The sequence below is a fragment of the Mycobacteroides franklinii genome (genome assembly GCF_002013895.1).
Classification (GTDB): domain Bacteria; phylum Actinomycetota; class Actinomycetes; order Mycobacteriales; family Mycobacteriaceae; genus Mycobacterium; species Mycobacterium franklinii.
The window spans coordinates 535,866-562,041 of sequence record NZ_MAFQ01000005.1 but is presented as its reverse complement, the minus strand read 5'-3'; the positions used below and the strand labels follow the sequence as shown (position 1 = coordinate 562,041).

Annotated in this window: 22 protein-coding genes and 1 pseudogene; 10 read left to right on the top strand and 13 right to left on the bottom strand. The window is 62.8% G+C overall.

The genetic code is table 11. The annotated features are described in order from the left end of the window. The first annotated feature begins 10 nt into the window (after window positions 1-10). Window positions 11-2,194: an acyl-CoA dehydrogenase gene (locus B4393_RS09615; RefSeq protein WP_078333910.1), complete on the top strand. Its 2,184-nt coding sequence runs from the start codon at window positions 11-13 to the stop codon at window positions 2,192-2,194. Further along, window positions 2,184-3,158: an alpha/beta fold hydrolase gene (locus B4393_RS09610; protein ID WP_078333909.1), complete on the top strand. Its 975-nt coding sequence runs from the start codon at window positions 2,184-2,186 to the stop codon at window positions 3,156-3,158. The genes B4393_RS09615 and B4393_RS09610 overlap by 11 nt, the downstream gene beginning before the upstream one ends. On the opposite strand, the gene B4393_RS09605 is transcribed toward B4393_RS09610, so the two are convergent. From B4393_RS09605 to fadD2, 3 genes are read right to left on the bottom strand one after another with little or no spacing between them, the layout of a single operon-like run. Then, window positions 3,155-3,619 (bottom strand): SRPBCC family protein, encoded by a 465-nt coding sequence (locus B4393_RS09605; protein ID WP_078333908.1) that lies wholly within the window; start codon window positions 3,617-3,619, stop codon window positions 3,155-3,157. The two genes, B4393_RS09610 and B4393_RS09605, sit on opposite strands and share 4 nt — an antisense overlap. 31 nt (window positions 3,620-3,650) lie before the next feature. Further along, window positions 3,651-4,931, bottom strand: coding sequence for a saccharopine dehydrogenase family protein (locus B4393_RS09600; protein WP_078333907.1), 1,281 nt, complete (start codon window positions 4,929-4,931; stop codon window positions 3,651-3,653). Window positions 4,932-4,937: 6 nt separating this feature from the next. Then, a complete protein-coding gene (fadD2, locus tag B4393_RS09595; protein WP_078333906.1) occupies window positions 4,938-6,608 on the bottom strand; it encodes a long-chain-fatty-acid--CoA ligase FadD2 in 1,671 nt (556 codons plus the stop codon). A gap of 154 nt (window positions 6,609-6,762) precedes the next feature. Between fadD2 and ligD the strand changes: the two genes are divergently transcribed. Then, window positions 6,763-7,959 (top strand): non-homologous end-joining DNA ligase, encoded by a 1,197-nt coding sequence (gene ligD, locus B4393_RS09590; protein WP_078334008.1) that lies wholly within the window; start codon window positions 6,763-6,765, stop codon window positions 7,957-7,959. On the opposite strand, the gene B4393_RS09585 is transcribed toward ligD, so the two are convergent. From B4393_RS09585 to B4393_RS09565, 5 genes are all read right to left on the bottom strand, one after another. Next, window positions 7,956-8,351, bottom strand: coding sequence for a hypothetical protein (locus B4393_RS09585; RefSeq protein WP_078334009.1), 396 nt, complete (start codon window positions 8,349-8,351; stop codon window positions 7,956-7,958). The genes ligD and B4393_RS09585 overlap by 4 nt on opposite strands. A 127-nt stretch (window positions 8,352-8,478) precedes the next feature. After that, complete coding sequence (locus tag B4393_RS09580) at window positions 8,479-10,362, bottom strand: acetoacetate--CoA ligase (RefSeq protein ID WP_078333905.1); 1,884 nt, start codon at window positions 10,360-10,362, stop codon at window positions 8,479-8,481. Then, window positions 10,352-11,992, bottom strand: coding sequence for an AMP-binding protein (locus tag B4393_RS09575; RefSeq protein ID WP_078333904.1), 1,641 nt, complete (start codon window positions 11,990-11,992; stop codon window positions 10,352-10,354). The genes B4393_RS09580 and B4393_RS09575 overlap by 11 nt, the downstream gene beginning before the upstream one ends. A gap of 124 nt (window positions 11,993-12,116) precedes the next feature. Then, on the bottom strand, window positions 12,117-12,944 hold the full coding sequence (locus tag B4393_RS09570) for an HpcH/HpaI aldolase/citrate lyase family protein (RefSeq protein ID WP_078333903.1): 828 nt from the start codon (window positions 12,942-12,944) through the stop codon (window positions 12,117-12,119). Then, entirely contained in the window at window positions 12,941-13,432 is a 492-nt protein-coding gene (locus B4393_RS09565) for a MaoC family dehydratase (protein ID WP_078334007.1), read from the bottom strand. Before B4393_RS09565 ends, B4393_RS09570 begins: the two co-directional genes overlap by 4 nt. Before the next feature lie 152 nt (window positions 13,433-13,584). Here B4393_RS09565 and B4393_RS09560 point away from each other — a divergent pair, with 152 nt between their 5' ends. Then, window positions 13,585-14,343: an IclR family transcriptional regulator gene (locus B4393_RS09560; protein ID WP_078333902.1), complete on the top strand. Its 759-nt coding sequence runs from the start codon at window positions 13,585-13,587 to the stop codon at window positions 14,341-14,343. A gap of 25 nt (window positions 14,344-14,368) precedes the next feature. Here the strand turns inward: B4393_RS09560 and B4393_RS09555 are convergent. From B4393_RS09555 to B4393_RS09545, 3 genes and pseudogenes are all read right to left on the bottom strand, one after another. Continuing rightward, window positions 14,369-14,790 (bottom strand): annotated as a pseudogene (locus B4393_RS09555) (alpha/beta hydrolase-fold protein); the annotation flags it as partial. A gap of 337 nt (window positions 14,791-15,127) precedes the next feature. After that, the gene (locus B4393_RS09550; protein WP_078333901.1) at window positions 15,128-15,760 is read right to left on the bottom strand and encodes a TetR/AcrR family transcriptional regulator; all 633 of its coding nucleotides are present in this window, start codon (window positions 15,758-15,760) and stop codon (window positions 15,128-15,130) included. A 78-nt stretch (window positions 15,761-15,838) separates the two neighbouring features. Continuing rightward, entirely contained in the window at window positions 15,839-16,813 is a 975-nt protein-coding gene (locus B4393_RS09545; RefSeq protein ID WP_078333900.1) for a hotdog family protein, read from the bottom strand. A 210-nt stretch (window positions 16,814-17,023) separates the two neighbouring features. Between B4393_RS09545 and B4393_RS09540 the strand changes: the two genes are divergently transcribed. The 6 genes from B4393_RS09540 (at window position 17,024) to B4393_RS09515 (ending at window position 22,894) form a co-directional block, all read left to right on the top strand. After that, on the top strand, window positions 17,024-17,689 hold the full coding sequence (locus B4393_RS09540; protein WP_078333899.1) for a TetR/AcrR family transcriptional regulator: 666 nt from the start codon (window positions 17,024-17,026) through the stop codon (window positions 17,687-17,689). Window positions 17,690-17,929: 240 nt separating this feature from the next. Further along, entirely contained in the window at window positions 17,930-18,514 is a 585-nt protein-coding gene (locus tag B4393_RS09535; protein WP_078334006.1) for a TetR/AcrR family transcriptional regulator, read from the top strand. A gap of 105 nt (window positions 18,515-18,619) precedes the next feature. Beyond that, entirely contained in the window at window positions 18,620-19,774 is a 1,155-nt protein-coding gene (locus tag B4393_RS09530) for an acyl-CoA dehydrogenase family protein (RefSeq protein ID WP_078333898.1), read from the top strand. 89 nt (window positions 19,775-19,863) lie between these two features. Next, a complete protein-coding gene (locus tag B4393_RS09525; RefSeq protein ID WP_078333897.1) occupies window positions 19,864-20,511 on the top strand; it encodes a TetR/AcrR family transcriptional regulator in 648 nt (215 codons plus the stop codon). 73 nt (window positions 20,512-20,584) lie between these two features. Beyond that, window positions 20,585-21,736, top strand: a complete 1,152-nt coding sequence (locus B4393_RS09520) for an acetyl-CoA C-acetyltransferase (protein WP_078333896.1) — start codon at window positions 20,585-20,587, stop codon at window positions 21,734-21,736. A gap of 3 nt (window positions 21,737-21,739) precedes the next feature. Further along, entirely contained in the window at window positions 21,740-22,894 is a 1,155-nt protein-coding gene (locus B4393_RS09515; protein ID WP_078293284.1) for an acyl-CoA dehydrogenase family protein, read from the top strand. 479 nt (window positions 22,895-23,373) lie between these two features. On the opposite strand, the gene B4393_RS09510 is transcribed toward B4393_RS09515, so the two are convergent. After that, window positions 23,374-24,561: an acetyl-CoA hydrolase/transferase C-terminal domain-containing protein gene (locus tag B4393_RS09510; RefSeq protein WP_078333895.1), complete on the bottom strand. Its 1,188-nt coding sequence runs from the start codon at window positions 24,559-24,561 to the stop codon at window positions 23,374-23,376. A gap of 9 nt (window positions 24,562-24,570) precedes the next feature. Further along, window positions 24,571-26,166, bottom strand: a complete 1,596-nt coding sequence (locus B4393_RS09505) for an FAD-dependent oxidoreductase (protein WP_078333894.1) — start codon at window positions 26,164-26,166, stop codon at window positions 24,571-24,573. Window positions 26,167-26,176 lie beyond the last annotated feature (10 nt).

The window sequence follows — 26,176 nt, the reverse complement described above, 5'->3', positions numbered from 1 at the left end:
AAGCAATCCCATGCCGATCGCCATCAACAGTGAGCATGTAGCACTTGCGGATTCGGCGCATGCGTTCGTCGAGCGCGTTGTGCCCTCCGAGCTGCTCCACGAGACGCTCGAGACGCCGTTGCCGTGGCCGCCGCCGTTCTGGAAGGCCGCGGCGGATCAGGGTCTTACCTCCGTTCATCTCGCTGAATCGATTGGTGGCCAAGGGTTTGGCGCGCTCGAACTTGCCATTGTGGTGGCCGAGTTCGGGCGGGGCGCCGCGCCCGGCCCGTTTGTCCCCTCGGTGATCGCGAGCGCGCTCATCAGCGCCCACGACCCTGGCCATCCCCTGCTGAATGATCTGGCCTCTGGCGTGTCCATCGCCACCTTCTCTGCTGGATCATCGTTCACGGCAACGGATTCCGATGGCACTCTGACCGTTGACGGACAGGCGCGTTCAGTGCTGTCGGCCGCGTCGGCGGCCTACGTGGTGGCGCCGGTCTCCGTCGGCACCGACCGAGTGTGGGCGGTGTTCAGCGCCGATGACGTCACTCTCGACCCGCAACAGAGTGTGGACCCGCTGCGGCCGGTGGCGCATGTGTCGGCACGCGGCGTGCAGGTTCGGCCCGATCGCGTGCTGACCAACCTCACCGATGCCCGCGCCACGGCCATCATCTCCACGCTCATATCCGCCGAGGCTGTCGGCGTCGCTCGCTGGGCGACGGACTCCGCATCCGAATATGCCAAGGTGCGTGAGCAATTCGGCCGCCCCATCGGACAATTCCAGGCCATCAAGCACAAGTGCGCCACCATGGCCGCCGTCACCGAACGGGCCACCGCCGCCGTGTGGGACGCCGCGCGCGCCCTGGACGACGCCGACGAGGCCGCGGGCGTCGTCGAGTTCGCGGCCGCGGTGGCCGCGACGCTGGCTCCGGCAGCAGCCCAGCAGTGCGCGCAGGATTGCATTCAGGTGCACGGCGGTATCGGCTACACCTGGGAGCACGACGCCCACATCTACTACCGCAGGGCGCTGGGTCTCAGTGCCGCCCTGGGTCGTTCCGGCGGCGCGCCCGCGACCGTGGTGCGCTCTGCCGTCGAGCACGGACTGCGCAAGGTGGACATCGATCTGGCACCGGAAACCGAGGCCCTCCGTGAGGAGATTCGCGCCGAGGTTGCCGCTCTCAAGGAGATCCCGTCCGGGAAACGCAATGCCGCCATTGCCGAAGGCGGATGGGTGTTGCCCTACCTGCCCACGCCGTGGGGGCGCTCCGCGTCTCCCATCGAGCAGGTGATCATCTCGCAGGAGTTCCTCACCGGAAAGGTGCGCCGGCCACAGCTCGGCATCGCGACCTGGCTGGTGCCTTCCATCGTCGCGTATGGCACCGAGGAACAGAAGGAACGGTTCCTGCCGCCCACATTCCGTGGCGAAATGATGTGGTGCCAGCTGTTTTCCGAGCCCGGCGCCGGGTCGGATCTCGCGGGTCTGTCCACCAAAGCGGTCAAGGTGGACGGCGGCTGGCGGCTCACCGGTCAGAAGATCTGGACCTCGGTGGCCCAATTCGCCGATTGGGGTGCCTGCCTGGCGCGCACAGACCCCAGCGCCCCCAAACACAATGGCATCACCTACTTCCTCATCGACATGAAGAGCGAGGGTGTCACCGTTCGGCCGCTACGCGAAATGACCGGCGGTGCACTGTTCAACGAGGTCTTCATCGATGACGTGTTCGTGCCTGATGAGCTGGTAGTGGGCGAGGTCAACCGCGGCTGGGAGGTCAGCCGCAATACGTTGACGGCGGAACGGGTTTCGATCGGCAGTTCCGACCTGCCGTTCCTGGCCAGCCTGGACGACCTGGTGGCCTTCGTCGGCGGGCACGAGCTCAGCGAGGTCGCGCGTGACCGGGCGGGCCAGCTGATCGCCGAGGGGCACGGGGTCAAACTACTGAATCTGCGCTCCACCCTGCTGACCCTCGCCGGCGGCGACCCGATGCCGTCGGCCGCGGTGTCCAAGCTACTCGGCATGCGCACGGGGCAGGGCTACGCCGAATTCGTGGTGAACCACTTTGGACAAGATGGCGCCATCGGCGATTCCGGGCAGGAGCAGGGTCGGTGGGCGGACTATCTTTTAGCTAGCCGTGCGACCACCATCTACGGCGGCACCTCCGAGGTGCAGCTAAATATCATTGCCGAGCGACTGTTAGGACTGCCGCGTGACCCGTAATTCCGCCACCGAGACCGCGTGGCGTCAGCGCGAGGATTTCTTCATCGCTGCTGACGGCACCCGAATCGGATTCTCCGACACCGGTAACCGCGCGGCCGGCGGCGCAGGTCTGCGTGCGGGCGGCTCATCAGCCGTCACCGTGCTGTTCCTGCACGGATGGACCCAGAATCGCGAGGCGTGGGACGACGTGGCGGGTCCGCTGCACGAGCGCAACTCCGAACTGCGGATCATCGCCCTCGACCACCGCGGCCACGGCAAGTCCGATCCGGCGCCCGGGGGCTCCGTGAATGTTCGGCAGCTCGCCGCGGATGCTGCCGACTTCATCAACGCCGAGATCCCCACGGGGCAGATCGTGATCGTCGGTCACTCGATGGGCGGTATGACCATGATGGGCCTCGGCGAGTACCACCCGGACCTGGTGGCCCAGCGGATTTCTGCCGCGGTCTTCGTCGCCACCTCAGCGGGACGGCTCCTGCACCGGCTCCGGGTGGTCCCGCCGGTGTTCACGGTCGTCAAGGCGGTCATCCTGGGCGTCGTCGCGCAGGGCTGGTTCCTGCAGCAGGGATACCTCATGCGCCCTATCATCTCGACGCTGGTGTTCGGGCGTGACCCGCGGCCGTATGACGTCAGCCGAGTATGGGACCAGATCCGCTCGGGTACCCCGCGCAGCTACAAGGATGCCGCCGAGAGCATGGTGCTCCATGAGGATCTGACCGAAGGGTTGAGCGCCTACCGCGGCAAGCCCGCCGCGGTACTGGCAGGCGCCCGCGACTTCCTCACTCCGGCAGGCGATTCCCGGATCATTGCGTCGGCCCTGCAGACCAACGAACTGCGCACCTACCCGGGCTCGGGCCACATGCTGCCCAATGAGCGCGCGAGCGAGGTCACCAATGAAATCGTGACGGTGCTGGAGGCGATCAGCCAGTCGCCGGCCGCCCGGGCCACCGGGGAATCCGCCGGCTAGCTGTACCGGTTTTGGAGTCGCTGCAAAGTGGCTTCGATCCCGCGGGTGTTCGCCTTGATGAAACCGGGCAGTTTGTAGTTCAACAGGTTTTGGATCGGCCCGGCGTTGCGGAAGTCGAACGTCTCTGTGACGCGGGTGCTGGTCGGCGACAGTGCGACAAACTCCCAGCGCCACCGGTGACCCAGCGGATGGCGCCATTCAACGACCCTGTCAGGATCGAATTCCGTCACCACGCTGGTGATGCGGTAGGGAAGGCCGAACATCCGCATCCCGGTGGAAAAGCGCGACCCAACCACGAGATGGTCAGGCGTGCGGATGTTCTGGCCGACAGTGCCCGACCCGTCGAGCTCATGATGACGTCGCGGGTCCGCGACGATGGCGAACAACTCCGTTGCCGGAGCAGACACGTCGACTGAACGGCTGACCTGCTGAGGCCCCGCCTCTACCACCGATACGGACATATACCCACTCCAATCATTCAGCGGCGAAAACCTAGAGCCGTTCGACTTCGACCGTCACACCTCGGGCCGCACGGAGCCGTTTCAGCAGCGGGTCACCCATGGCAGCCGCAGGTGTCAAAACCCCTAGCCGGTCCGGCAATTCGCTGCGATCCAGCGCCAGGGTCAGGCCGCTCTCGCCGAGCAACACGGCAGTCGCCTTGTAGCCGGGGTCGCCTTCCTGGGCGATGATCGCCCGGTACCGCACACCCTCGGTTGTGGTGGTGTAAGTCTCGACGCGGTAGTGGCCCCGTTCGCGGGTACGTTCACTCGGTCCGGTTCCCGGCTTCGGAAGCAGCCTTTGGGCAATGAATTTGGGCATAGGAACGCGGGTGCCCAGCCCGAAGCCAACCGTCAGCGCTCCGGTCACGGCCGCTGCGGCGACGGGGGCGATCACCGAACCACCCAAACTCATCGTCTCGCGGTACCGCATCCGGGTGCCGTATGCCCAGTCCAACAGCGCATTGCTACGCCGCACGATCCGGGTGTTGACGGGCCCCATGAAGAACGCGCCGAGCCACTTGCCCGCCAACTCGGGTGCGATGGATTCACCTCGGAGTGTTTGGAATTCGCGCTGGTGCCCCACCTCAGGTTCGGCCGGACGATCGGGGCTCAGCGAGTAGGGGTCCTGCGCGTTACGGCGCACCTCAGGATCTTCGGCGCTGGCCTCCATCACCTCGACCATCGACGCGGCCGTGCCGCCGCTGACACCACCGCGGAACTTGCTCAGCACATAGGTGGTGTTGAGCAGCTCGCCGGTACCGTCGTCCTGCGCCTGCCGGTACAGCGCGTACACGCTCAAATCCGATGGGATGGAATCGAATCCGCAGCAGTGAACGATGCGGGCACCGGTATCTGCAGCCTGCTTGCCGTATACGTCGATGCTCTCCCGGACGAAGTTGACCTCGCCGGTCAGGTCCGCGTAGTCGGTGCCTGCCTCGGCGCACGCCGCTACCAGCGGCAGCCCGTACTTGGTGTACGGACCGACGGTGGTCAGGACCACCCGTGTGGACGCCGCCATCGCCGCCAGCGTCGACGGCCGGGTCGTATCGGCTTCGATCAGCGGCCAATCCCGCGCCGCCGGACCGCAGGCATCACGCACCGCGGCAAGCTTGTCGGTGCTGCGCCCGGCCAGCGCGATCCGCGCACCGGTGGCCTCCACCCGTCCGGCCAGGTACAGCGCCGTGAGTTTCCCGACGTATCCCGTCGCCCCGTACAGCACGATGTCGTGGTCCCGGGACGCGGATGAGCCGTTTACGCGAAGACCGTCGGACATGGCCGCCTATACCTCCAGCTCGCGCAGCTGGCGCTTGAGAATCTTTCCGGAAGGATTGCGCGGCAAGATGTCCAGGAACACGACATCGCGCGGCACCTTGTACCGAGCCAGGTTGTCGCGCACGTAGGCACGGATACCATCGGCGTCCACCGTGGACTCGGGGTGACGAACCACGAAGGCCCGCAACCGCGCTCCCCACTCCGGGTCATCGACACCCAGCGCGGTCGCCTCGACCACCTCGGGATGACCGCTGATGAGGTCCTCGACCTCGGCCGGGAACACGTTCTCGCCGCCCGAGACGATCATCTCGTCGTCGCGACCGGACACGTAGAGCAGCCCGTGCTGGTCGAAGTAGCCGACGTCGCCGCTGGACATGAGTCCGTCGATGATCTGCTTGTGTCCACCGCCGGTGTAGCCGTCGAACGGGATCGCGTTGCTGACGAAGATCCTGCCGACGGTGCCCTGCGAAACAGGTTTGCCTTCGTCGTCAAGGATTTTCACGGTCGCGCCCTTGACAACGGGACCCACCGTGGACGGGTTGATGGCCAGATCCTGCGGCCGCGCGATGGTGGCGAAGGCAACCTCGGTGGATCCGTACAGGTTGTAGATGACCGGGCCCAGGGTGTCCAGCGCACGGGATGCGAGCTCACCGCCGAGCTGCGATCCCGACACGAAAACGATACGCAGCGAGGACAAGTCGGGTTTGGCGGGCATCTCGTCGAGAGCGTTGAGGAGGCGGTTCAGCATCACCGGCACCACCACGATCGCGGTCACCTTGAACTTCTCGATATCGGTAAGCACGGTCTCGGGCTTGAACTTCCGGTGCAGAATGAGCGTGCATCCCAACGTCAGCGCCAAGCTCTGGTGTAGGTAGCCCAGCGCGTGGAACATCGGAGCGGGTACCGAGGTCACCTCACCCGAACGGAACGGCACATGCGAGAACATGCCGCCAACCGGCGCCAGGGTCAGTGCCAGTTTGCGCGGGGCACCCTTCGGCGTGCCGGTGGTGCCGCTGGTGAGAATCACCAACGACGAGTACTTCGACGGGCGCGGTGCCGGCGAGGTGCTGTTGCGCTTGATCACCGACGCAATGGTCTCGTCGTCCGAGGCCGGCTGGTCAGGGTTTTCCGGGTTGGTCGGCAAGGCCATGATCTGGCCCAGCTCGGGGCTGTACCCGTCCAGGAACTCGGCGTACTCGGCGTCATAGATGAGGACGCGGGCACCTTCACGCTCGGCGACTTCCTTGGTCTGCGGGCCGGAGAAGTCTGTGTTGAGCAGGATCACCCGGGCACCGGCACGGTGAGCGGCGTAGTTGGCGATGATGAACCAGCGGTGGTTGCGCGCCAGGATCGCAACCCCGTCTCCGCCCGTGATACCGAGACGATTCAGGCCATGGGCCAGGGCGTTGACAGCGTCATTCAGCTCGGCATAAGTGAGCGAGCCCTCGTCGTCGATGATCGCGGTCCGCGACGGGCTGCGGTGGGCGCCGAACGCCGGTACCGCGCCGATTTCGCCGAAGCGATAGAAGTCGCGGACGATGCCCCCGAGCACGTTCGGCGGGTCCAGTTTGAGCATGCCCGCCTCGATGACTTTGCGGAGATAATGCAGCTCAGCGCCACCGCGCTTCGCAAGAGTCTGAAGTTTCGAGAAGAGCGGCCGTTCGGCGGTGATCGACATGATCAACAGCCTATGTGACCTCCCTCTCAGTGGTACACCCAACCGGTCGGTCGGGGGCCTGTCACCAAGTACGCCCAGGAAAGTCGGTCTGCAGCCCTACGATGACGCCATGTCGGATGGTCTTCGCGCGAGCGGCTCATCCAAAGCCGACCTCGTGCTGCAGGTCGCGGGACGCGATGTCACCATCACGCACCCAGGCAAGGTTATTTTTCCCGAAACGGGCATCACCAAGGCCGACCTCGTCGGCTATTACCTGGGTGTCGCCGAAGGGGCGCTGCGCGGGGTGCGGGACCGGCCGATGATCCTGAAGAGGTTCGTCAAGGGCATCTCACAGGAAGCGATTTTCCAGAAGCGTGTGCCCGAGAAGCGTCCGGATTGGATCGCCTCGGCCGAACTGCACTACGCGCGGGGGACCTCAGCCCGGGAAGCCGTCGTCACCGACGCGGCGTCGCTGGCCTGGGTGGTCAACCTGGGGTGCGTGGACCTCAATCCGCATCCCGTGCGTGCCGACGACCTGGACCACCCCGACGAACTGCGCATCGACCTCGATCCGGTGCCCGGGGTGCCGTGGAGCCAGATCCTCGATGTCGCGTTCGTGGTGCGTGAGGTATTGGAGGATCACGGGCTCACGGCCTGGCCGAAGACGAGCGGCTCCCGAGGTTTTCACATCTACGCGCCGGTGGCCCCGCGATGGACGTTCCGGGAGCTGCGGTTGGCCGCCGAGACGGTGGCCCGCGAGGTGGAGCGCCGCGCCCCGGAGCTGGCGACCAGCCGGTGGTGGAAGGAGGAACGCCACGGGGTGTTCGTCGACTTCAACCAGAACGCGAAGGACCGCACCGTCGCCTCGGCCTATTCGGTGCGGGCGACCCCGGATGCCCGGGTCTCGACGCCGCTGCGCTGGGACGAGGTGGCAAGTTGCCGCCCTTCGGAATTCACGCTGCACAGGGTCCGCGAGCGGTTCGCCGATATCGGCGATCCGTGGCAGGGCATGGATGTGGAGAGGGAAGCCGCTACCGGGACGCTGGATCGGCTACTGGAATTGGCCGCCGAGCTGGGACCCGCCGAGAAGGCGCCGAAGGGCGCCGCCCGGGATGGACACCGCCGGTCGACGATGCCGCTCATCGAAATCGCGCGGACCAAGACCAAGCCGGAAGCCCAGGCAGCACTTGATATCTGGCGTGACCGCTACCCTAATGTGGCTGAATTCCTTGAACCACAAGATATTCTGATCGACGGAATGCGCGGACCGAGTTCGGTCTGGTACCGGGTGCGGATCAATCTGGTGCATATTCCCGAGGCGCAGCGGCCGACGCAGGAAGAGCTGATCGCGGACTACTCACCGTGGGGCTAGGCTTCGGGCGCCGATAATGCGGCCAACGAGGCGGCCCCCACCACGACAGCCGAGAGGGCCACCGCGGTACCGAGAGTCGAAGTGGTCTTACTGAGCTCGCCTCGACGGCCGGCCGCAACCAACACTGCCGCATCAACGGCATCGGTCAGCACGTTCAGCTTCAGAAACGTGGTGGGGTCGGTGAATGCGCCAAGGCGCGACAACCCAAGCGCCAAAAGCGCGTTCCGAATGCCGAACATGCGGCCCATGGGTATGGCAGGCGTTCCGGCGGCCTCCATCCGGAAAACGCTCGCGAACACGTTCGGCGTAAGGAGACTGCCCGAGGCGACGAGCGAGCGCCCCACAATCAAAAGCTTCAGGGGAAGTGGGTAGTCCGCAAATCGTGCTGCCATGGAATCCTCCTCGTTGAGTTCTGCCCATAAGACCCTGCAGTGCAAGACAATCAACGCACCAAGCAGATGTATACCGATTGGTATACTGGGTCCAAGTCGCGGGCCGCGCAAGAGCTGTCGGCCATCGCTACCAGCTGTGGTCACGCCCCCGTGCGCGGTACCAGTCGATGAGGTCCGGGTTGTCGATCGACCGGGGATCCAAGGACACGTCGGCACGCCCCGCCAATACCCCGCAGATAGGGACTTCAAGCTTTTTACCGGTCCGGGTGTGCGGAATCCCGGGGGTCTCGATCACCTCATCGGGGACGTGGCGGGGCGACAAACGAGTACGTATCTCCCGCGCGATCCGTGCTCCCAGATCCTCATCGAAGGTGCGGCCTGGTGCCATGGTGACGAACAGCGGCATCCAGTAGGCACCGTCAGGACCGTCGACACCGAGCACGAATCCCTCGGCGATCTCGTCCATTGATTCCACGACCTCGTAGATATCCGCCGAGCCCATCCGAATTCCGTTGCGGTTCAAGGTTGCATCGCTGCGGCCGTGGATCACCAGCGATCCCCGCTCGGTGACGGTCACCCAGTCGCCGTGCCGCCAGACTCCGGGCGCGCGGCCATCGGCCCATTCGTGTTCGAAATAGGCGGCCCGATAACGCGAGCCGTCGGGATCGTCCCAGAATCGAATCGGCATGCACGGCATGGGCTGCAGGATCACCATCTCGCCGACTTCCCCGATGAGGGACCGACGATCGGGTGACCAGCTGCGCAGGTCCACCCCCAGGTAGCGGGCGGGTAGCTCACCCGGGTGCGCGGGCACTCCCGGTGTACCGCCGGCGAACGCGGTGCAGACATCGGTGCCGCCCGATAACGAGGACACCGTGACCCCGACATGCCTGCCTGCCCAGGCGAACATATCGGAAGAGAGCGGAGACCCGCTGCTGCCCAACGTCTTCAGCGCACTCAGGTCATGTCTGGACGACGGCTCCAGTCCCGCCTTCTTGGTCCCCTGCAGGTGTCCGGGGCTGGTACCGAAGTAGCTGACCTTCTCCGTTTCCAGTAGCTCCCACAACCGATCTGCGTTGGGGTACAGCGGATGCCCGCTGTAGCAGACGACGGTGGCCCCCACCAGAAGCCCGGCCAGCCGAAAGTTCCACATCATCCACGACAGCGCGGTCTGCCAGAAGAACACATCGCCCGGGCCCAGATCACAGTGCAGCCCCGCGCCCTTGAGATGTTCCAGCAGCATGCCCCCGTGGCCGTGCACAATCCCCTTGGGCCTGCCCGTGGTGCCAGAGCTGAACAAGACCCAGATCGGATGATCGAACGGCACCATCTCGACCGCCGGGTCGACACTGCCCGTGGGCAATTCGACCATCAGCGCGGGGTCTCCAGGTAGCAGGCGGTGCAATTCGGCGGTGTCGGCTTCCTTGTCCACCCAACGACCGTTGTACTGGTACCCGGCGCCAGCGATGAGCACCTTCGGGTTGAGCTGCCCCAGCCGCGCAGCAGCCCCCGCAGGAGCGTAGTCCTGGCCACATCCCGCCCAGACCGCGCCGACGGCCGCGGCGGCCAGGAAGGCCACCATCGCATCGGGCACATCCGGCAGATAGGCAGCCACACAGTCGCCGTGGCCCACACCGAGACGACGCAGCTCGGCGGCCACCGCACCAATCCGGCCCGGCAACTCCCGCCAACCGATCTCGGTGCGCTCCCCCGCCTCGTCCACACCCACGATCGCGGGTCCGTCTTGGCGCGTATGGCGCAGCACCAGGTCCACATAGTTCAGCTCGGTGCCCGGAAACCATTGCGTCCCAGGCATCACGGGCTTGACCAGCACGCCCTCATCACCGTCACGCAATCCGCGACCCGGCACCTCGAAGAACTCCCACAGTGCGCGCCAGAACTGGGGAACAGATTCGACCGACCAGCGCCACACATCTTCGTAGTCGTTGTGTGGCACCGCATACCGCTGCGCCACATGCTCGACAAATCGTTCGTAGGTGCTACTGCCCATGTGTCCGGCCCCGCTCTCGCAATCCCAGAAGTTCCATGGCCTGCTCTCGTATGTCGATCTTGCGCACCTTTCCGGTCACGGTCGTCGGGAAGCTGTCAACGACATGCACGTAACGCGGAATCTTGTAGTGGGCGAGGCGCCCCGACGCGAAGGCGCGGATGGCGACGGCGTCGAGCACCACGCGGTCCGTACGCGTCCGGACCCACGCGCACAGCTCCTCGCCGTACTTCTCGTCGGGTACCCCGACAACCTGGACATCCTCGATGTCCGGGTGGGTGAGCAGGAACTCTTCGATCTCGCGCGGGTAGATGTTCTCGCCGCCGCGTATCACCATGTCCTTGATTCGCCCAATGATGGCGCAGTAGCCGTCTTCTCGCATCACCGCCAGGTCGCCGGTGTGCATCCAGCCGTCGGCGTCGAGCACCTCACGGGTGTGCTCCTCGTCGTTCCAGTACCCGAGCATCACCGAGTAACCGCGGGTGCACAGCTCACCGGAATGCCCGCGCTCCACCGTTTCCCCGGTGCCGGGATCGACGATCTTGACCTCGACATGCGGATGCACACGTCCGACGGTCGCGGTACGGCGATCCAGATCGTCATCGAAGAGCGTCTGACAGGAGACCGGCGAAGTTTCCGTCATGCCGTACGCGATGGCGACCCCCGCCATATGCATTTCGTCGATGCACCGCTTCATCACTTCCACGGGACATACCGAACCGGCCATGATGCCCGTCTGCAGCGAGGACAGGTCCCGCCGCGCGAATTCGGGGTCCGCGAACATCGCGATGAACATGGTCGGTACTCCGTACACCCCGATGCAACGTTCGCGCTCAATGGCGTCGAGAGTGCGCGCGGGATCGAATCCCGGTGCCGGCATCACGATGGTGGCACCGTGGGTCGTACAGCCGAGGTTGCCCATCACCATCCCGAAACAGTGGTAGAAGGGCACCGGGATGCACAGTCGGTCACCGGCTTTGAGATGGATCGACTCGGTCACGAAGTAGCCGTTATTGAGCACGTTGCGGTGTGACAGGGTCGCACCCTTGGGATATCCCGTCGTCCCCGAGGTGTATTGAATGTTGATGGGATCGGTGTTGGACAGCTGCGACATCCTGCTACGCAGCGCGTCCCCGGAGACCCGGTCGGCTCCCGTCACCAGGTCCGTCCAATCGGAGGTGCCGATGAACACGACGTCCCGCAGGGCCAGGACATCCGGGCGTACCTGGCGCACCATGGCGACGTAGTCGGAGGACTTGAACGCGGTGGCGCAGACAAGCGTGCGGACGCCCGACTGATTGAGCGCATAGGCCAGCTCGTGGGTCCGGTAGGCCGGATTGATGGTGACCAGAATCGCACCGATCTTGGCCGTGGCGTACTGCACCAGCACCCATTCGGTGCAATTCGGAGCCCAGATTCCGACCCGGTCACCCGCGGCGACATCCAGCGCCATGAGTCCGCGTGCCACGCGGTTGATCTCGGCGTCGAGCTCGCGATAGGTCCATCTGCGGTCGCCCGAGACATCGACGAGGGCATCCACATCGGAGTGGGTACGGGCTATCCGCTCGAAGTTTTCCCCGATCGTCTCCTCGAGGATCTGGCACGCGGACGACCCGGCGTCATAGGACTTCATCGTCTCGTTTCACCACCTGCACTGCTGCATCCCGGGCACCGATAGACGGGACGGATCACCGAAAACTCTAGTGAGCGCGCCGAGCCGACACCCTGGATTCCGGTGCGCGGTAACCGAATGTTTCTCACCCGGGCTGTCCACCGGTCAGGGCATTCAACTGAACGATCCGCTCCGCGCGGCGCAGCACGGGCGCATCGACCATCGCGCCCTCGAACTGGAATACTCCACGTTCCCGCACCGCCAGCTCGAGCACCGCACGCGCCCACCGCACCTGTTTATCGGTCGGCTTGTACGCCTCACGAATGACGCTCACCTGGGTGGGATGGATGGCCACCTTGGCGTCGAACCCGACGGCGACGGCATCATCGGCCTCCACGCGCAGCCCGTCGAGCCCCTTGATGTCCAGGTACACCGCGTCCAGCGCCATACGCCCGAATGCCTTTGCTGCCAACAAAGTCTGAGAACGTACGTGCTGGGCCACATCGCGGTAGCTGCCATCGGGCCACCTGTTGTTGGTGCCCCACGTCGCGGCGAACAGATCCTCCGCACCCCACATCGCCGCGACGACGTTCGCGGGCCGCATCAGTTCGGCGACGTTGAGCGCACCGAGCGGAGTTTCGACGAGCACCACCACGTTCATCGGGGCCAGTGCCGCGACGTGATCGGCGTGCTCACTCTTGGCCAGCATCACCGTCGTATACGCGGTCTGTGCGACGGCCTCCAGGTCCAGCGGGTGGTCCGCGGTGGAGGCGGGGTTGAGCCGAACCACCGTCCGAGCGGGATCGAGCGGGGCACTGATCAGCGCATCGCGCGCGGCCGGCCTATCTGCCAGGGCCACCCCGTCTTCAAGATCGAGAATCACCACATCGGCTGCCGCGGCTGCCTTTTCAAAGCGCTCCGGGCGGTCTGCGGGGCAGAAAAGCCAGCCGGGCCCGGCCTGGGGCAGGGTCATGACTGCTGCCCTGCGGAGCGCTTGCGCACCATCGTTTTGCGCGAGGCTGCGGCCACCACATCACCGTGCTGGTTTCTGCCGGTATGCGCGAACGTGACGATGCCTTCACCGGGCCGGCTCTTGGATTCGCGCTTGTCGATCACCTCGGACTCCGCGTACAGGGTGTCGCCGTGGAACAGCGGTTTGGGGAACGCGATCTCAGAGAATCCCAGGTTGCCGACGATGGTGCCCTGGGTCAGCTGCGCGACCGACAACCCGACCAACGTCGACAGGGTGAACATCGAGTTCACCAGACGCTGGTTGAACGGTGGTAACGCCTCCGAGAACGCGGCGTCGAGATGCAGTGCCTGGGTGTTCATGGTCAACGTGGTGAACAGAACGTTGTCGGCCTCGGTGATCGTCCGGCCCGGTCGGTGCAGATACAGCACGCCGGTCTCGAACTCCTCGAACCACAGGCCACGCTGCTCGACGGTCCGTTTCTCGCCCACAACCACCTCCATGCCCAGTCGGGCGTCCACTTAACGGTGACCCCACCATGGAGGAAAGCTGCACTGCAGGGCAAGGAAGGCGATGATAATTCCCGCCCGATGAACACCAAAGAACTCAAACGTCCATTCAGCGGACGCGTACCGTGAGGTGTGTGACCGAGGCCCCCAGCGTGGTACATCGCACCGCGGCGCTGCTGCGTGCGGTCTCGGCAGATACCGGAACCGGCGTGAGCACCACGGAACTCGCCCGCCGCACCCGCATCCCGCGAGCCACCGCGCATCGCCTGCTGGAGTCGCTCGCCGCGGAAGGCCTCGTGGAGCGCGACGCACGCTCGGGCCAGTGGTTCCTGGGGCCGGAGATCTACGTGTTAGGTGCGGCATCGGCACCCCGCTACAACATCACCGAGAAGGCAGCGGCCGACGTGGCGGCACTGGCACGCGAAACCGGCGAGAGCGCTTTCTTCTCCCTGCGTCGCGGTGATCACACCGTCGTGCTGCTGGGAGAGGATGGGGACTTTCCGATCCGGTCGCATGTGCTGTACGAGGGTGCACGCTTTCCGCTCGGTGTCGTCTCGTCAGGCATGGCCGTCTTGGCCTACCTGCCCGACGAGGCGATCCACGCCTACCTGGAACGAGCGGATCTACAGTCCGAATGGGGCAACGGTTTTCGTACCGATGTCGTCTGGGAGCGCATCGCGGTCACCCGAAAGACCGGCTGGGCCATCAATCCCGGTCAGGTGGTCGAAGGTTCCTGGGGTATGGCCGCAGCAGTGTTCGATACCAGCCAAAACCCCATCGGCGCACTGACTTTGACCGGAATCGAGACCCGGTTCAACCGCGAGCGGCAGCCGGTACTGGGACAACTGCTACTCCGGCGCGCACACCGACTCAGCCGCACCGCGCGGCGCTAGGGGCCCGCCCTCGAGGCGCCCTCCGTCAACCCAACGCCGAGGGCGACTTGTTCAGGTAGCCAACCGCGTCGGTTTTCATGGCCCGCAACTGATTACCCCGGTACGTTTGGTTATGAATGTCACCCGCGGGGAAGTCGAAGTATGCATTCGTGCCGCCCGCCGACCCGTAGGCCTCAGCGAACTTCTTGTCCGAGACGATCGCACGGCCTTCAATAACACCAGCGGAGATCACTTTCAGACCGCAGCGCCCCTGATCCAGATCAGTGGCATCACCACTGCCGCAATAGATCCACAGACGGGTGTTGTTCGCGATGAGTTGGTCGATATTCAGGTACGGGTCCTTGCGGGTCCGCGCCGGATCGCTGTCAGGCCCCACATGTCGTCAGCGTTGACGCCGCCAGCATCACTCATGGCGACCCTGATCTGCCATTTCTGATCAGAAAGGTGCTTGCGGCGCCGATCCCTCACGCCGTGTCATCTGGGTTTATTCTCAAGTTCGTATCATTTCTCCAGCATTAAATAGGTCCACGCAACAACGCACGGCATTAGTTTCAGTTCTGTCGCTGTGATGGTTCAACTGTTCTCATTATCCAGACACGGCTGTTAGTTGCCTGAGCAATCAGATACGAGCCCTGAAATTCATTTCAATTTTTGAAATGGAGCACGTGTTGAAAACTGTGTCGGCACGGGCCCACGCATAACCAAATTTTGAGGCGCAGGAACGCGGACGTATCAATTCCGGAACGCCCAACAAGCGTACAACGCCATCGCTTAAGCAATAGATCTAGCCGTAGAGAGTGCCGTGCCACATAGTTACTAACGGGCCCACGGCCGCCCCTTCGTCCGGCCAGGAGGGTTCTATGCCCTGACCAGCAACATGCAGCACACGTTCGGTGCCCCAGAAGAGAAGAGATGCGAGTGTTCGCCCGGACTCCGGTGATGTGATCTTGCCCGCGGCACGCTCGCGCTCGATTTCTTTCGCTCCGGCAGCAACGAATCGCTCCACAATACCGAGCCATAAATCACGCAGTTCCGCGTCACTCTGCCAATGGTGATTGACCGCGTTGAGTACCGCACGGTGGCGGTGCCAAGCCTCGGTGACAGCGCGGATACTTCTCTCAAGAGCAGCTTCGGGTGAGTCCTCTGCCGAGCGAGCGAGAAACGGTTGCACAGTCTCGAAAATGTCGTCCATAGCCTGCGTAAGCAGGCCCGCGAGCACTGAAAACTTCGATGAGAAGTAGAAGTAGAACGTTGCCCGCGAGACCTTCGCCTCATCGAGGATCTGGGCGACGCTGATGTCACTGAAGGCCACCCGCTCCAGCAACCGTGCCAGGGCGGCAAAGATGCCCGATGCAGCGGCACCATCGGTGTCCACTGATCGAAATCTGCCCGCCGGTCGTCGCGTCGCTTTAGCCATCGCCACACACACTATTCGATGATCGACACGCCGAGCCCCAGCACTGGTCCGCTGGTGAGTGACGAACAACGGCCTGGATCATCCGAGCAACGCTACAAATCTCCAATCGAGTACCGGTCTCGCTGCGTCCACATCGTCCCCGTCCGCGACCACCCTCGATCTCAGGTGGACCACGCTGCCCCCGGACTCGTTGATCTCGACGCGCTCCAATTCGACAACGCTGCGCAGTGTGTCCCCTTCTCGAACCGGGCCGAGATGGTCGCAGCTGTGCCAACCAAGCACAAAGACCATGCCGGGGAATGCCCGCGTCGCCTGCGACAGAGCGAGCCCAATTGTGTGCCCGCCATATACCAATCGCCGACCAGCTGCACAGTGGTCATGATGGACGCTCGCGATGTTCAGAGTCAGACGCGCCAACTCCGGAGCGCTGCTGACAACATCACCGCCAACTATTTCTATCGATTCACCGACCTGCATTGCCATGGGCTTCGACCGCACTGCGCTGAGGTCGTAATCAGACACGCTCATTCCCAATCCGTCGGGCAGGGCCGATCCAATCGCGCTCAGGTCATCGGATCTACCTGTCGGCTCACTGCTTCGAAGTGGAAGCATTGCGCACCGGTAGAAGTCGAGCACGACACGCCCGTCTTGATCCTCGGTTGTCATGCGCAGCGCCACGAGCCCGGTCGGTCTGCGGCCCTCTCTGCGCCCGTTCTCCCTTAGGCCGACGACGCGCGTAACCGTGCGCAGGGTGTCGCCCAGCAACGGGATTCTGTGAAACATCAGGTTGCGGTAGAACAGGTTCGCCTTGACATGATGCGTAGCGACAGTTGACTGCCCTATAGCGACGTCCCAGACAAAGGCAGGATGCGCAACTGGGCCACCCGCAACAACCGTGGCCAACTGGTCGTCAAGGGGAAGCTGTAGCCGATCCCCGACGATCGCCTGGTGAACCGCCTGACGACCGGCCGTGAGCGTGCAGCCTGGCGCATCATCGAACACCTGGTCAATCTCCAACTCCTCGAAGTACGGCCCCTCCGCCCGATGCTTCACCTCATACCTCCAGCAAACTTCTTGTTGTTCTACCCAGCCCGCTGTGCGAGCTGGGTCATGGCCGACAGTTTTTTATTCTATGTTAAATACCGCAGAGGACTGCGTCAGCTTGCCCGCCAGTCCGCCGACAGACTGATCACCAGGATCTAATTGATGTTACAGAGCCGCCCCGTGTGCCGGATCTTCGTCCAACCCCATATAATTCTTGGAATGACCAGGCGAAATGTTCAGGATGCGACATCGGGTGACAATCTCGATGAGGACACCGCAGCGCTTGATTCGAAATCAGCGTTGACGCGATCCCGCATCCTGGACGCGGCAGCGCAAGTCCTCTCCACTCGCGGCTATGCGGGTCTGCGACTGGTCGACGTCGCATCGGTGGCCGAACTGCAAGCTCCGGCGATCTACTACTACTTTCCATCGCGCGACGACCTGATCGAAGAGGTCATGTGGGCCGGAATCGCCGACATGCGAACATATGTCGGAAAAGTCTTGGACGAGCTTCCCGATGGCACGCCCGCGCTCGAACGGCTACTCGCGGCGGCCGAAGCACATCTGATCCACGAGCTGGAGCTCTCGGACTATACGACCGCCTCGATCCGCAATGCAGGTCAGATACCTGTCAAGATCCGCAAGCGTCAGATCCGTGAAGAGGAACAGTATGGCGATGTGTGGCGCAAGATAATCAATGATGTTGCACGCGAAGGGATTCTGCGGCCTGAGTTAGACCTTTACATTGCACAGATGCTGGTCCTCGGCGCCCTGAACTGGGCTGTCGAATGGTGGAATCCGCGCCGAGGCTCCGTTGAGGCAGTGGTGAGCACCGCCCAGTCAATGATCCGCCATGGGCTGGCCACCGAGACGAGGACCCGATGACCGAGCTTTGGACGCGGAGTGTATTTTAATTCATGATAGATTGTCTGTAGTGTGTTGCGGCACATCACTACTGCTAAGAGGTGCTGGCTTCTGCCGGATCTCCGCTCAGACCCGGATTCCGCGCCGGATCCATTGGCCCGTCGCCGGGACCGCTAAGGGAAGAGGCACTCTCGTGCAATCACTCGCCACATCGACTGAGGCCGGAGCCCATGCTGCGGCGTGCATAGAAGCCCATCCACGATGGCGGTAGCGCGGAGCGACTACTTCGCAGTGGGCTACGAAGTTCTGGCGGACGCTGGATATCTGGGCCTCAAGCTCGCTGAGGTATGCCGTCGACTCGGTGTCACGACGGGCTCGTTTTATCACTTTTTCCCGAGTTGGACTCACTATCGACGCGAACTCGTAGAGCATTGGAAGACGGAGGCCACGACTTCCCAGCTAGCTCTGGCCAGAACCGAACCCGACCCGAGCCGTCGCATCGCACAGCTCGCCCGTGTCGCCGTGGGTTTGAACCACCGCGCAGAGGCCGGCTTTCGCGCATGGAGCAGCACAGATACCGAAGTCCGAGCGACTCAAGTTGAAGTTGACGCTCTTCGGCATCAAATCGTCCTTGACTCCGCCCTCGAAATAACCGCCGATCCGCAGAAGGCCAAACAGTTCGCCGATACCGCTGTATACCTGTTGGTGGGCTATGAGCAGGCAACCCTCGCGCCCGACGTGGCCGGTTTGGAGTCGATTCTGGCCGAGTTGATCAGCACCCTCGATGCCCCCAGACCACCCGGCCCCGCCGTCGCCAAGAGGACCCGGGCTAACCCTCAGAAGTAACCGCGAGCAACGGGCGCTGAGACGTTCAGCCCCTCATGCACAGTTCAGAAGCACTCACCCAGCCTAGAATTTTAATATGGAATAGAAACAGGTATCGTTACCAGCATGACGACTCTCCTCAACGATGAAGAGACCATGCTGGTCGATACCGTCCGCGCGTTCGTTGACCGCGACGTTCGACCGTCGGTCCGTGAAGTTGAGCACGCCAATGAATATCCCGAAGCGTGGATAGAGCAGATGAAACGCATCGGCATCTACGGGCTGGCCGTCCCCGAGGAGTATGGCGGCACGCCCGTATCGACTCGCTGCTACGTCCTTGTCACTCAGGAGCTTGCCCGCGGGTGGATGAGTCTGGCTGGCGCCATGGGCGGCCACACCGTCGTGGCCAAACTTTTGTCTCTGTTCGGCACCGCCGAACAGAGACAAAAGTACCTGCCTGCAATGGCTTCGGGAGAGTTGCGCGCAACGATGGCACTCACCGAGCCCGGCGGTGGTTCGGACTTGCAGAACATGAGCACAGTAGCCCGGCGAGAGGGCGATCAGCTCATAATCAACGGCTCCAAGACCTGGATATCCAACGCACGACGCTCCGGACTGATCGCGTTGCTCTGCAAGACGGATCCCATGGCGAACCCCAGGCACGCAGGCATCTCGGTGGTGCTGGTGGAGCCCGGTACGGGCCTGAACATATCTCGTGATCTGCCCAAATTGGGATACAAGGGTGTCGAGTCTTGCGAGTTGTCTTTCAACGACTACCGCGCCCCGATTTCCGCCATTCTTGGGGGCGAACCGGGTCGCGGTTTCGCTCACATGATGAAGGGCCTTGAGACCGGTCGTATACAGGTGGCATCCCGCGCGCTGGGCGTTGCGACCGCAGCACTCAATGATGCGCTGGTCTACGCACAGGAGCGCGAGAGCTTCGGCAAGCCCATTTGGCGACACCAGGCTATCGGGCACTATCTAGCAGACATGGCGACCAAGCTGACGGCCGCTCGCCAACTCACGCTGCATGCCGCCGACCGATACGACAGCGGTGAGCGCGCCGACATGGAGGCGGGCATGGCGAAACTGTTCGCCTCCGAGGCCGCTATGGACATCGCACTCAACGCGGTTCGCATCCATGGCGGCTACGGCTATTCAACAGAATTCGATGTCGAGCGCTACTTCCGCGACGCGCCCCTCATGATCGTCGGCGAGGGCACCAATGAGATACAGCGCAATGTCATCGCCGACCAACTGGTCGCCCGAGGCGGCATCTAAACCCGCGAAGTGCAACGGATACTGGCGCCTGCACCTCCGTATCTGGTGTCATTGCCCACCACGCCCCCAGGCCCTCCTATCATCAATCAATGCCGAGGAAGCGCACACCCCCCGAACTCAGCGACACCAAAGCACAGCGCACCAGGTCACGCATCCTTGATGCGGCAGCGCACGTCCTGAGCGTCAAGGGATATGCGGGCACACGGCTGACCGACGTCGCCGAATACGCCGAGCTGCAGGCACCGGCGATCTACTACTACTTTCCCTCACGCGAAGACCTCATCGAAGAAGTCATGTTCTGCGGTATCAGCGATCTACGCCGATTCCTGCAAGACGAGTTGAAAGAACTCCCGCGAAGCACGTCACCCATGGACCGGATCATGGCTGCGGTGCAGTCACATCTGCGCCATGAGCTGGAACTGTCCGATTACGCCAGAGCTTCAATCCGGAACTCCGGCCAGATACCCGAACACCTGCGAGCACGGCAGCGGAAAGAAGAAGCCGCATACACTCGCATCTGGCGCCAACTAATGAATGACGCTGTAGCAGAAGGACAGATCCGCAGCGACCTCAACGCGCCCCTGGCCCAAGCCCTCGTCATGGGTGCGCTCAACTGGGCCGCCGAGTGGTGGGACCCCCGACGCAGTTCGATCGACACAATCGTCTCCAACGCACAAATTTTCGTCCGACATGGCCTGAGCTCGCCTCAACCGAAGTCTCGCCGCAAGTCAACGTAGAGCAGGAAATAAGCCCCGCACGGTGCGTCATCAATAATCGAGTACATTTTTGATTCTATGTTAGATTAATCGCATGACTGAGGCTTACATTGTCGACGCCACCCGCACCCCGGTCGGAAAACGGGGCGGAGGCCTCGCCGGCATACACCCGGCAGATATGGCAGCACACGTGATCAAGACTGTGGTCGGTCGCCACGACATCGACCCGGCCGCCATCGATGACGTCATTCTTGGCTGCCTCGACAACATCGGGGCTCAGGCCGGCGATATCGCGCGTACTGCGGCCCTGGCAGCTGGCCTGCCCGAGTCAGTCCCCGGCGTAACCATTGACCGTCAATGCGGCTCCGCCCAGCAGGCAGTGCACTTCGCCGCGCAGGCCGTGATGAGCGGTACCGCCGATCTCATCGTCGCGGGCGGCGTGCAAAAGATGAGCCAATTCCCCATTCTGTGCGCTTTCGGCGCTGGGGAAGCATACGGTTCGACAGACCCATGGACCGGGTGCGAAGGTTGGCACGAACGCTACGGCGATCAGGAGATCTCTCAGTTCCGTGGCGCGGAATTGATTGCCAGCCAGTGGAATCTGACCCGCGAGGAAAACGAACGTTTCGCATTCGCCAGCCATCAGCGGGCTCTTGCAGCCATGGCCGACGGGCGGTTCACGAAGGAGATCACCCCCTATGCGGGAATCAGCATTGACGAAGGACCTCGAGCAGACACGTCCCTGGAGAAGATGGCTGGCCTGCGCACGCTCGTCGAGGGTGGCGTACTCACCGCCGCTGTCGCGAGTCAGATCTCTGACGGGGCGGCGGCACTCCTGATCGCCTCTGAAGACGCCGTCAACAGGTTCGGGCTGACTCCGCGTGCGCGGATTCATCACTTGTCTGCGCTCGGGGCAGATCCCGTCATGCTGCTGACAGCCCCCATTCCCGCCACACAGCACGCACTCAAGCGCACCGGTATGTCGATCGACGACATCGATGTTGTCGAGATCAACGAGGCGTTCGCTCCTGTCGTGCTTGCCTGGCTTGCCGAGTTGAAGGCCGATCCGGCGAAGGTCAACCCGAACGGCGGAGCTATCGCACTCGGCCACCCCATTGGATGCACGGGTGCCCGACTGATGACTTCCCTGCTGCACGAATTGGAGCGCACCGGAGGCCGATACGGCTTGCAGACCATGTGTGAAGGTGGCGGGCAGGCCAACGTCACCATCATCGAAAGGCTTTGAGCGATGCAACGCTCCCTGTATACGCCGGACCATGAGGCGTACCGCGAGACGGTGAGAGAATTCCTGACGCGTGAGGTCGTCCCGAATCAACACAGTTGGGATCAGGAACGCTGGATCGATCGAACAGTCTTCTCGCGCGCCGCCAAGGCGGGGCTCTACGCCCTGCAGATTGGCGAGCAATACGGCGGCGCAGGAGAACCTGACTATCGATACCGCATGGTGGTATGCGAGGAGGTCTCACGCGTCAATGCGCTGTCGTTCGGCCTGACGTTGAGCCTGCAAGACGACCTCGTCCTGCATTACTTACTCGATCTGACCAACGACGAGCAGAAGAACCGCTGGTTGCCGGGGTTCGCCTCAGGCGAGTTCATCGGAGCTCTCGCGATGACTGAGCCAGAGGCCGGAAGTGACCTACGCGGTATCCGCACAACGGCGCGCCGCTCGGGAGATACGTGGATCCTCAATGGGCAGAAGACCTTCATCTCCAGCGGGATCATGGCCGACGTGGTCGTGGTCGCAGCGCGGACCAAGCCGGAGGGCGGTTCGCACGCCTTCAGCTTGTTTGTCGTTGAACGTGACACCCCTGGTTTCGAGCGTGGCCGCAAGCTGGACAAGATCGGGCTGCCTGCACAAGACACCGCGGAACTGTACTTCCGTGACGCCACCGTGCCCGATGCGAATCTACTGGGCGAGGAAGGGTGCGGACTGCAGTATCTAATGAGCCATCTCCCCCGCGAACGCCTGGGGGTGACAGCCAAATCGATTGCCACGACGCGTGCGATATTCGATACAACTGTGGAATACTGCAAGCAGCGCAAAGCATTCGGTGGTCCGCTGACAGATAAACAACACATCAGATTCGAGCTCGCCGAGATGTCCACGGAAATCGATATCGCGCAGACCTACGTCGATCGATCGGTATTGGCTTATAACGCAGGTGAACTCACCCCTGTGGACGCAGCTAAGGGCAAGTGGTACATGAGTGAGCTCCAGAAACGCGTGCTGGACCGATGCCTACAACTACACGGCGGCTATGGCTATATGACCGAATATCCTGTTGCCCGTGCGTATCTCGATACTCGGGTTCAAACCATATACGGCGGAACCACCGAGATTATGAAAGAGATCATTGGGCGCAGTATCGCAGCCGGTTCCTGAGTTATGTTGAAACTTTGTGAGATACGGCCCAGCAGCCTATAGATCCCTGCAATTTTGACACTCCTTCGGGCCTGCACAGCACCACCTGATCCGCTCCGAGGTCACGCAAAGCGCTCGCTTGTGCAATCGACCCCCAAGAAATCGGTATAGCCACCGTTCCCGATAGCCGCCATCGTGGCAGGCGCACAGTTCATCGGTGCTCTTGGGGCGCCGTCGATATGGGTGCTGGCGCCCATATCGAGAGAATGGTGTTCACCGTCGTATTGTTCGTTGTTGCCTAACTGCCGCTCGTTACGAACCCGGCCCACCTGTTCACAATCCGCCCACAAACTACCAAGGCACCGTGAGTGCAGCCATGATCTACGCCCGCCAACCTGTCGTCAACCACTTACGAACCCGTCATCCTCTGCACGGCCGGAGTCGGCGGAGCCACCGAAACCGCATACTGCACCGGGCGTAAGCTCGTGCAACCGGACAGTTCAGGTCGCCAGGTTGAACAATTCGGCGATCAGCCGACGCCGCTGCGCCCAATCCGCCCCTCGTAAGTCGGCCGAACCATGCTCAGTCACAACAATTTCCACATCATGCGCAGGCGTAGATGCTGGCCTGCTGAGCGTGTCGACCAACGGCGAGCGGCCACCAAATCGCGACGGCACCGCAATGATGGACAGACCGTTTCGGCTCAGCCGCCCTGCCGTGCAGTAGTCGGGGTGCCCACCAATACCACCCACCACCTTGTCGCCAACGCCCTCAACATTGACCTGTCCCACCGCATCGATCTCGATAGCGGTGTTGACCGCAACGAACGGCATACCCCGAGACAGCCGGGTCATATCATGGCTGTGCTCTATGCCGCGGAGAATTGGCCGTCCGTCAGCCCAGTCGTAGAGCTCATCACTGCCCAGCAGATACGTTGCAGACGGCTGCCCTAGCAGAAATCCCCTACGCTCCAGGGAAATCACGGCATCGGTGAGCAGCCCCGTGTCGATGCCGATGGGTCGATCCACACGTTCGAGCAGAGCAGTTCCCAGTTGGCCCGGACCGTACTGCAGCCTCGCCCCCTCCGGAACAAGACTCAGCACTCTGTCTGCCAGCTCCTCATGGATCGGATCCGGAGGGCGCGGCGGCACCTCCGCCGGCCGATCCCCCGCATACCCAATCACCGTCACCGCATCTGAACTGATCGGGTTCTCGGCGCTAGCCGTATTCGCGGATCTGTCCAGCACCGCCCATATCTCGACACCTGCGTCGAATAACGCTTGCTGCCAGGATACTTCGGTGCAGAAATGCAGACCGTCGTGGCGTTCAGTCATCCTGGCAATAAGGACATCGGGTCGCAGATGCCCCGATAAGAGTGCGGGAATTGCCGCCATGCTGGTCGGCAGCGAGCGTGTTGCCGGGCGAGTCAGCAGGCTTCGCACTCCCCATCCCGGCATCAGGGTGAATATCCGGGCGAAAGCATCCGGCCGCAGGCCCGACAGCGATGTGGGGGTCCACCCAAGGATCAACGACACCGAGCCAACGTCATCGGCGAAGTGACTCAATCTTTCACACAACGATGTTCCATCTGCCAGGGCTCCTACCGCCCCGACCCCATCGCCTAAGGCGATGGTCGTCGACGATCCGGCGAAACGACGCTGCAGCGTCGACAGATCCATATCCGACATAGCGCTCTTCTATTGCGCCCGTGCGGCAGCCAACAACGCAGGAACCTCCACTACCTTGACCCGCGGACGGGCCGCAGCCGCTCCCTGCTCACGCTCGAAAGTGTCGATGGCGCGCCAGCCGCCCAAATCGACAACGTCGACACCGCGTGAATCCAGAAGACTTTCCAGAGACTTATTGTCTGCCACCTCCCGGACCAACACGCCCTTGTGGAAGTCATCGAAAAGACCGCCAACCGTCTCATGCGCACAGATCCGGTTCGTGCCGATGACACCGCGGGGGCCACGCTTGATCCAGCCTGTCACGTACACCCCGGACACCATTTCGCCGTCGTCGCCGACCACCCGGCCGGCCTCGTTGGGTACAGTTCCCGATTCTTGATCGAAAGGCAGCCCATCGACGAGTGCACCCCGATAGCCAATCGACCGCAGCACCAAAGACGTCTCGATGCTGGACTGCCCACTGTCATCGGCCACCAACAGCCCGCGAACCGCGTGCTCTCCGATGCATTCTTCCGGCTTTGTGTTGAACCTCAATACAATTCGACGATTTCCGGCGGTGGTCGACCGATCAGCATATCGACGGACGGTGTCGTGCTTCAGCGTTCGGTCAAATCCGTCATCGGGCCGCTCTCCGATATCGCCCTCAATAATCACGTCGACGTCACGAAGGTTCCCGAGCGCGAGCAACTCCCCTATCGAGAATGCGGCATCGGCTGCACCCCTGCGACCCAGAACCACCACTTCTTCAATCGAGCTCGTGTTCAACGCAGTCAAGGCGTATTCTGCTATATCAGTGGTGGCCAGATCGTCACGATTCATCACAAACATTCGCGCTACATCCAGCGCCACATTGCCGTTGCCTACGATCACCGCCCGCTGACCGGACAGGTCTATGTCGAGATCAGCGTAATCAGGGTGCCCGTTGTACCAACCCACCACATCGGCGGCCGCATGATTGCCGGACAACTGCTCACCGGGAATTCCCAAGTCTCGGCTCTTCGAAGCCCCCACCGCGTAGATCACCGCGTGGTGGTGATCGAGAAGGTCACTGTGACTGAGGTCGAGGCCCACCTCGACGTTGAAGAAGCAACTCACGTCATGATTGTTCAGAGCTGTTTCATAGCTTGCGATCACTCCCTTGGTGCGTTGATGGTCAGGTGCGACACCAAAGCGGACCAAACCGTATGGGGTAGGCAGTTTCTCGAAGAGATTCACCACAGCGCCCTTGACCCGCACCAGTTCAGATACGGCATAGCACGCGGCCGGGCCCGCACCGACCACGGCGACACGCAACGCGCCGCGTTCAATGGGGTCCGGCCGGCCAACCGGAGTTATCGGCCTGATCGCCAGCGGTTGCCCCACAAAGTAGTCTGCGTTGATCTCCCGGTAGGGCGTTTGGTCATCGGGCAACTCGTCCTCGTGGTAGATCGCATCGACAGGGCATGCTTCGACGCATGCACCGCAATCGACACAGGTGTCCGGGTCGATGTAGAGCATCTGTGCGGGCTGACTGTCCTCGCTCGGAATGGGACGAATGCAGTCGACTGGACAGACTGGAACGCAGCTGGCGTCCGTGCAGCAGTTCTGGGTAATGACGAAAGCCATCGTTGACTCC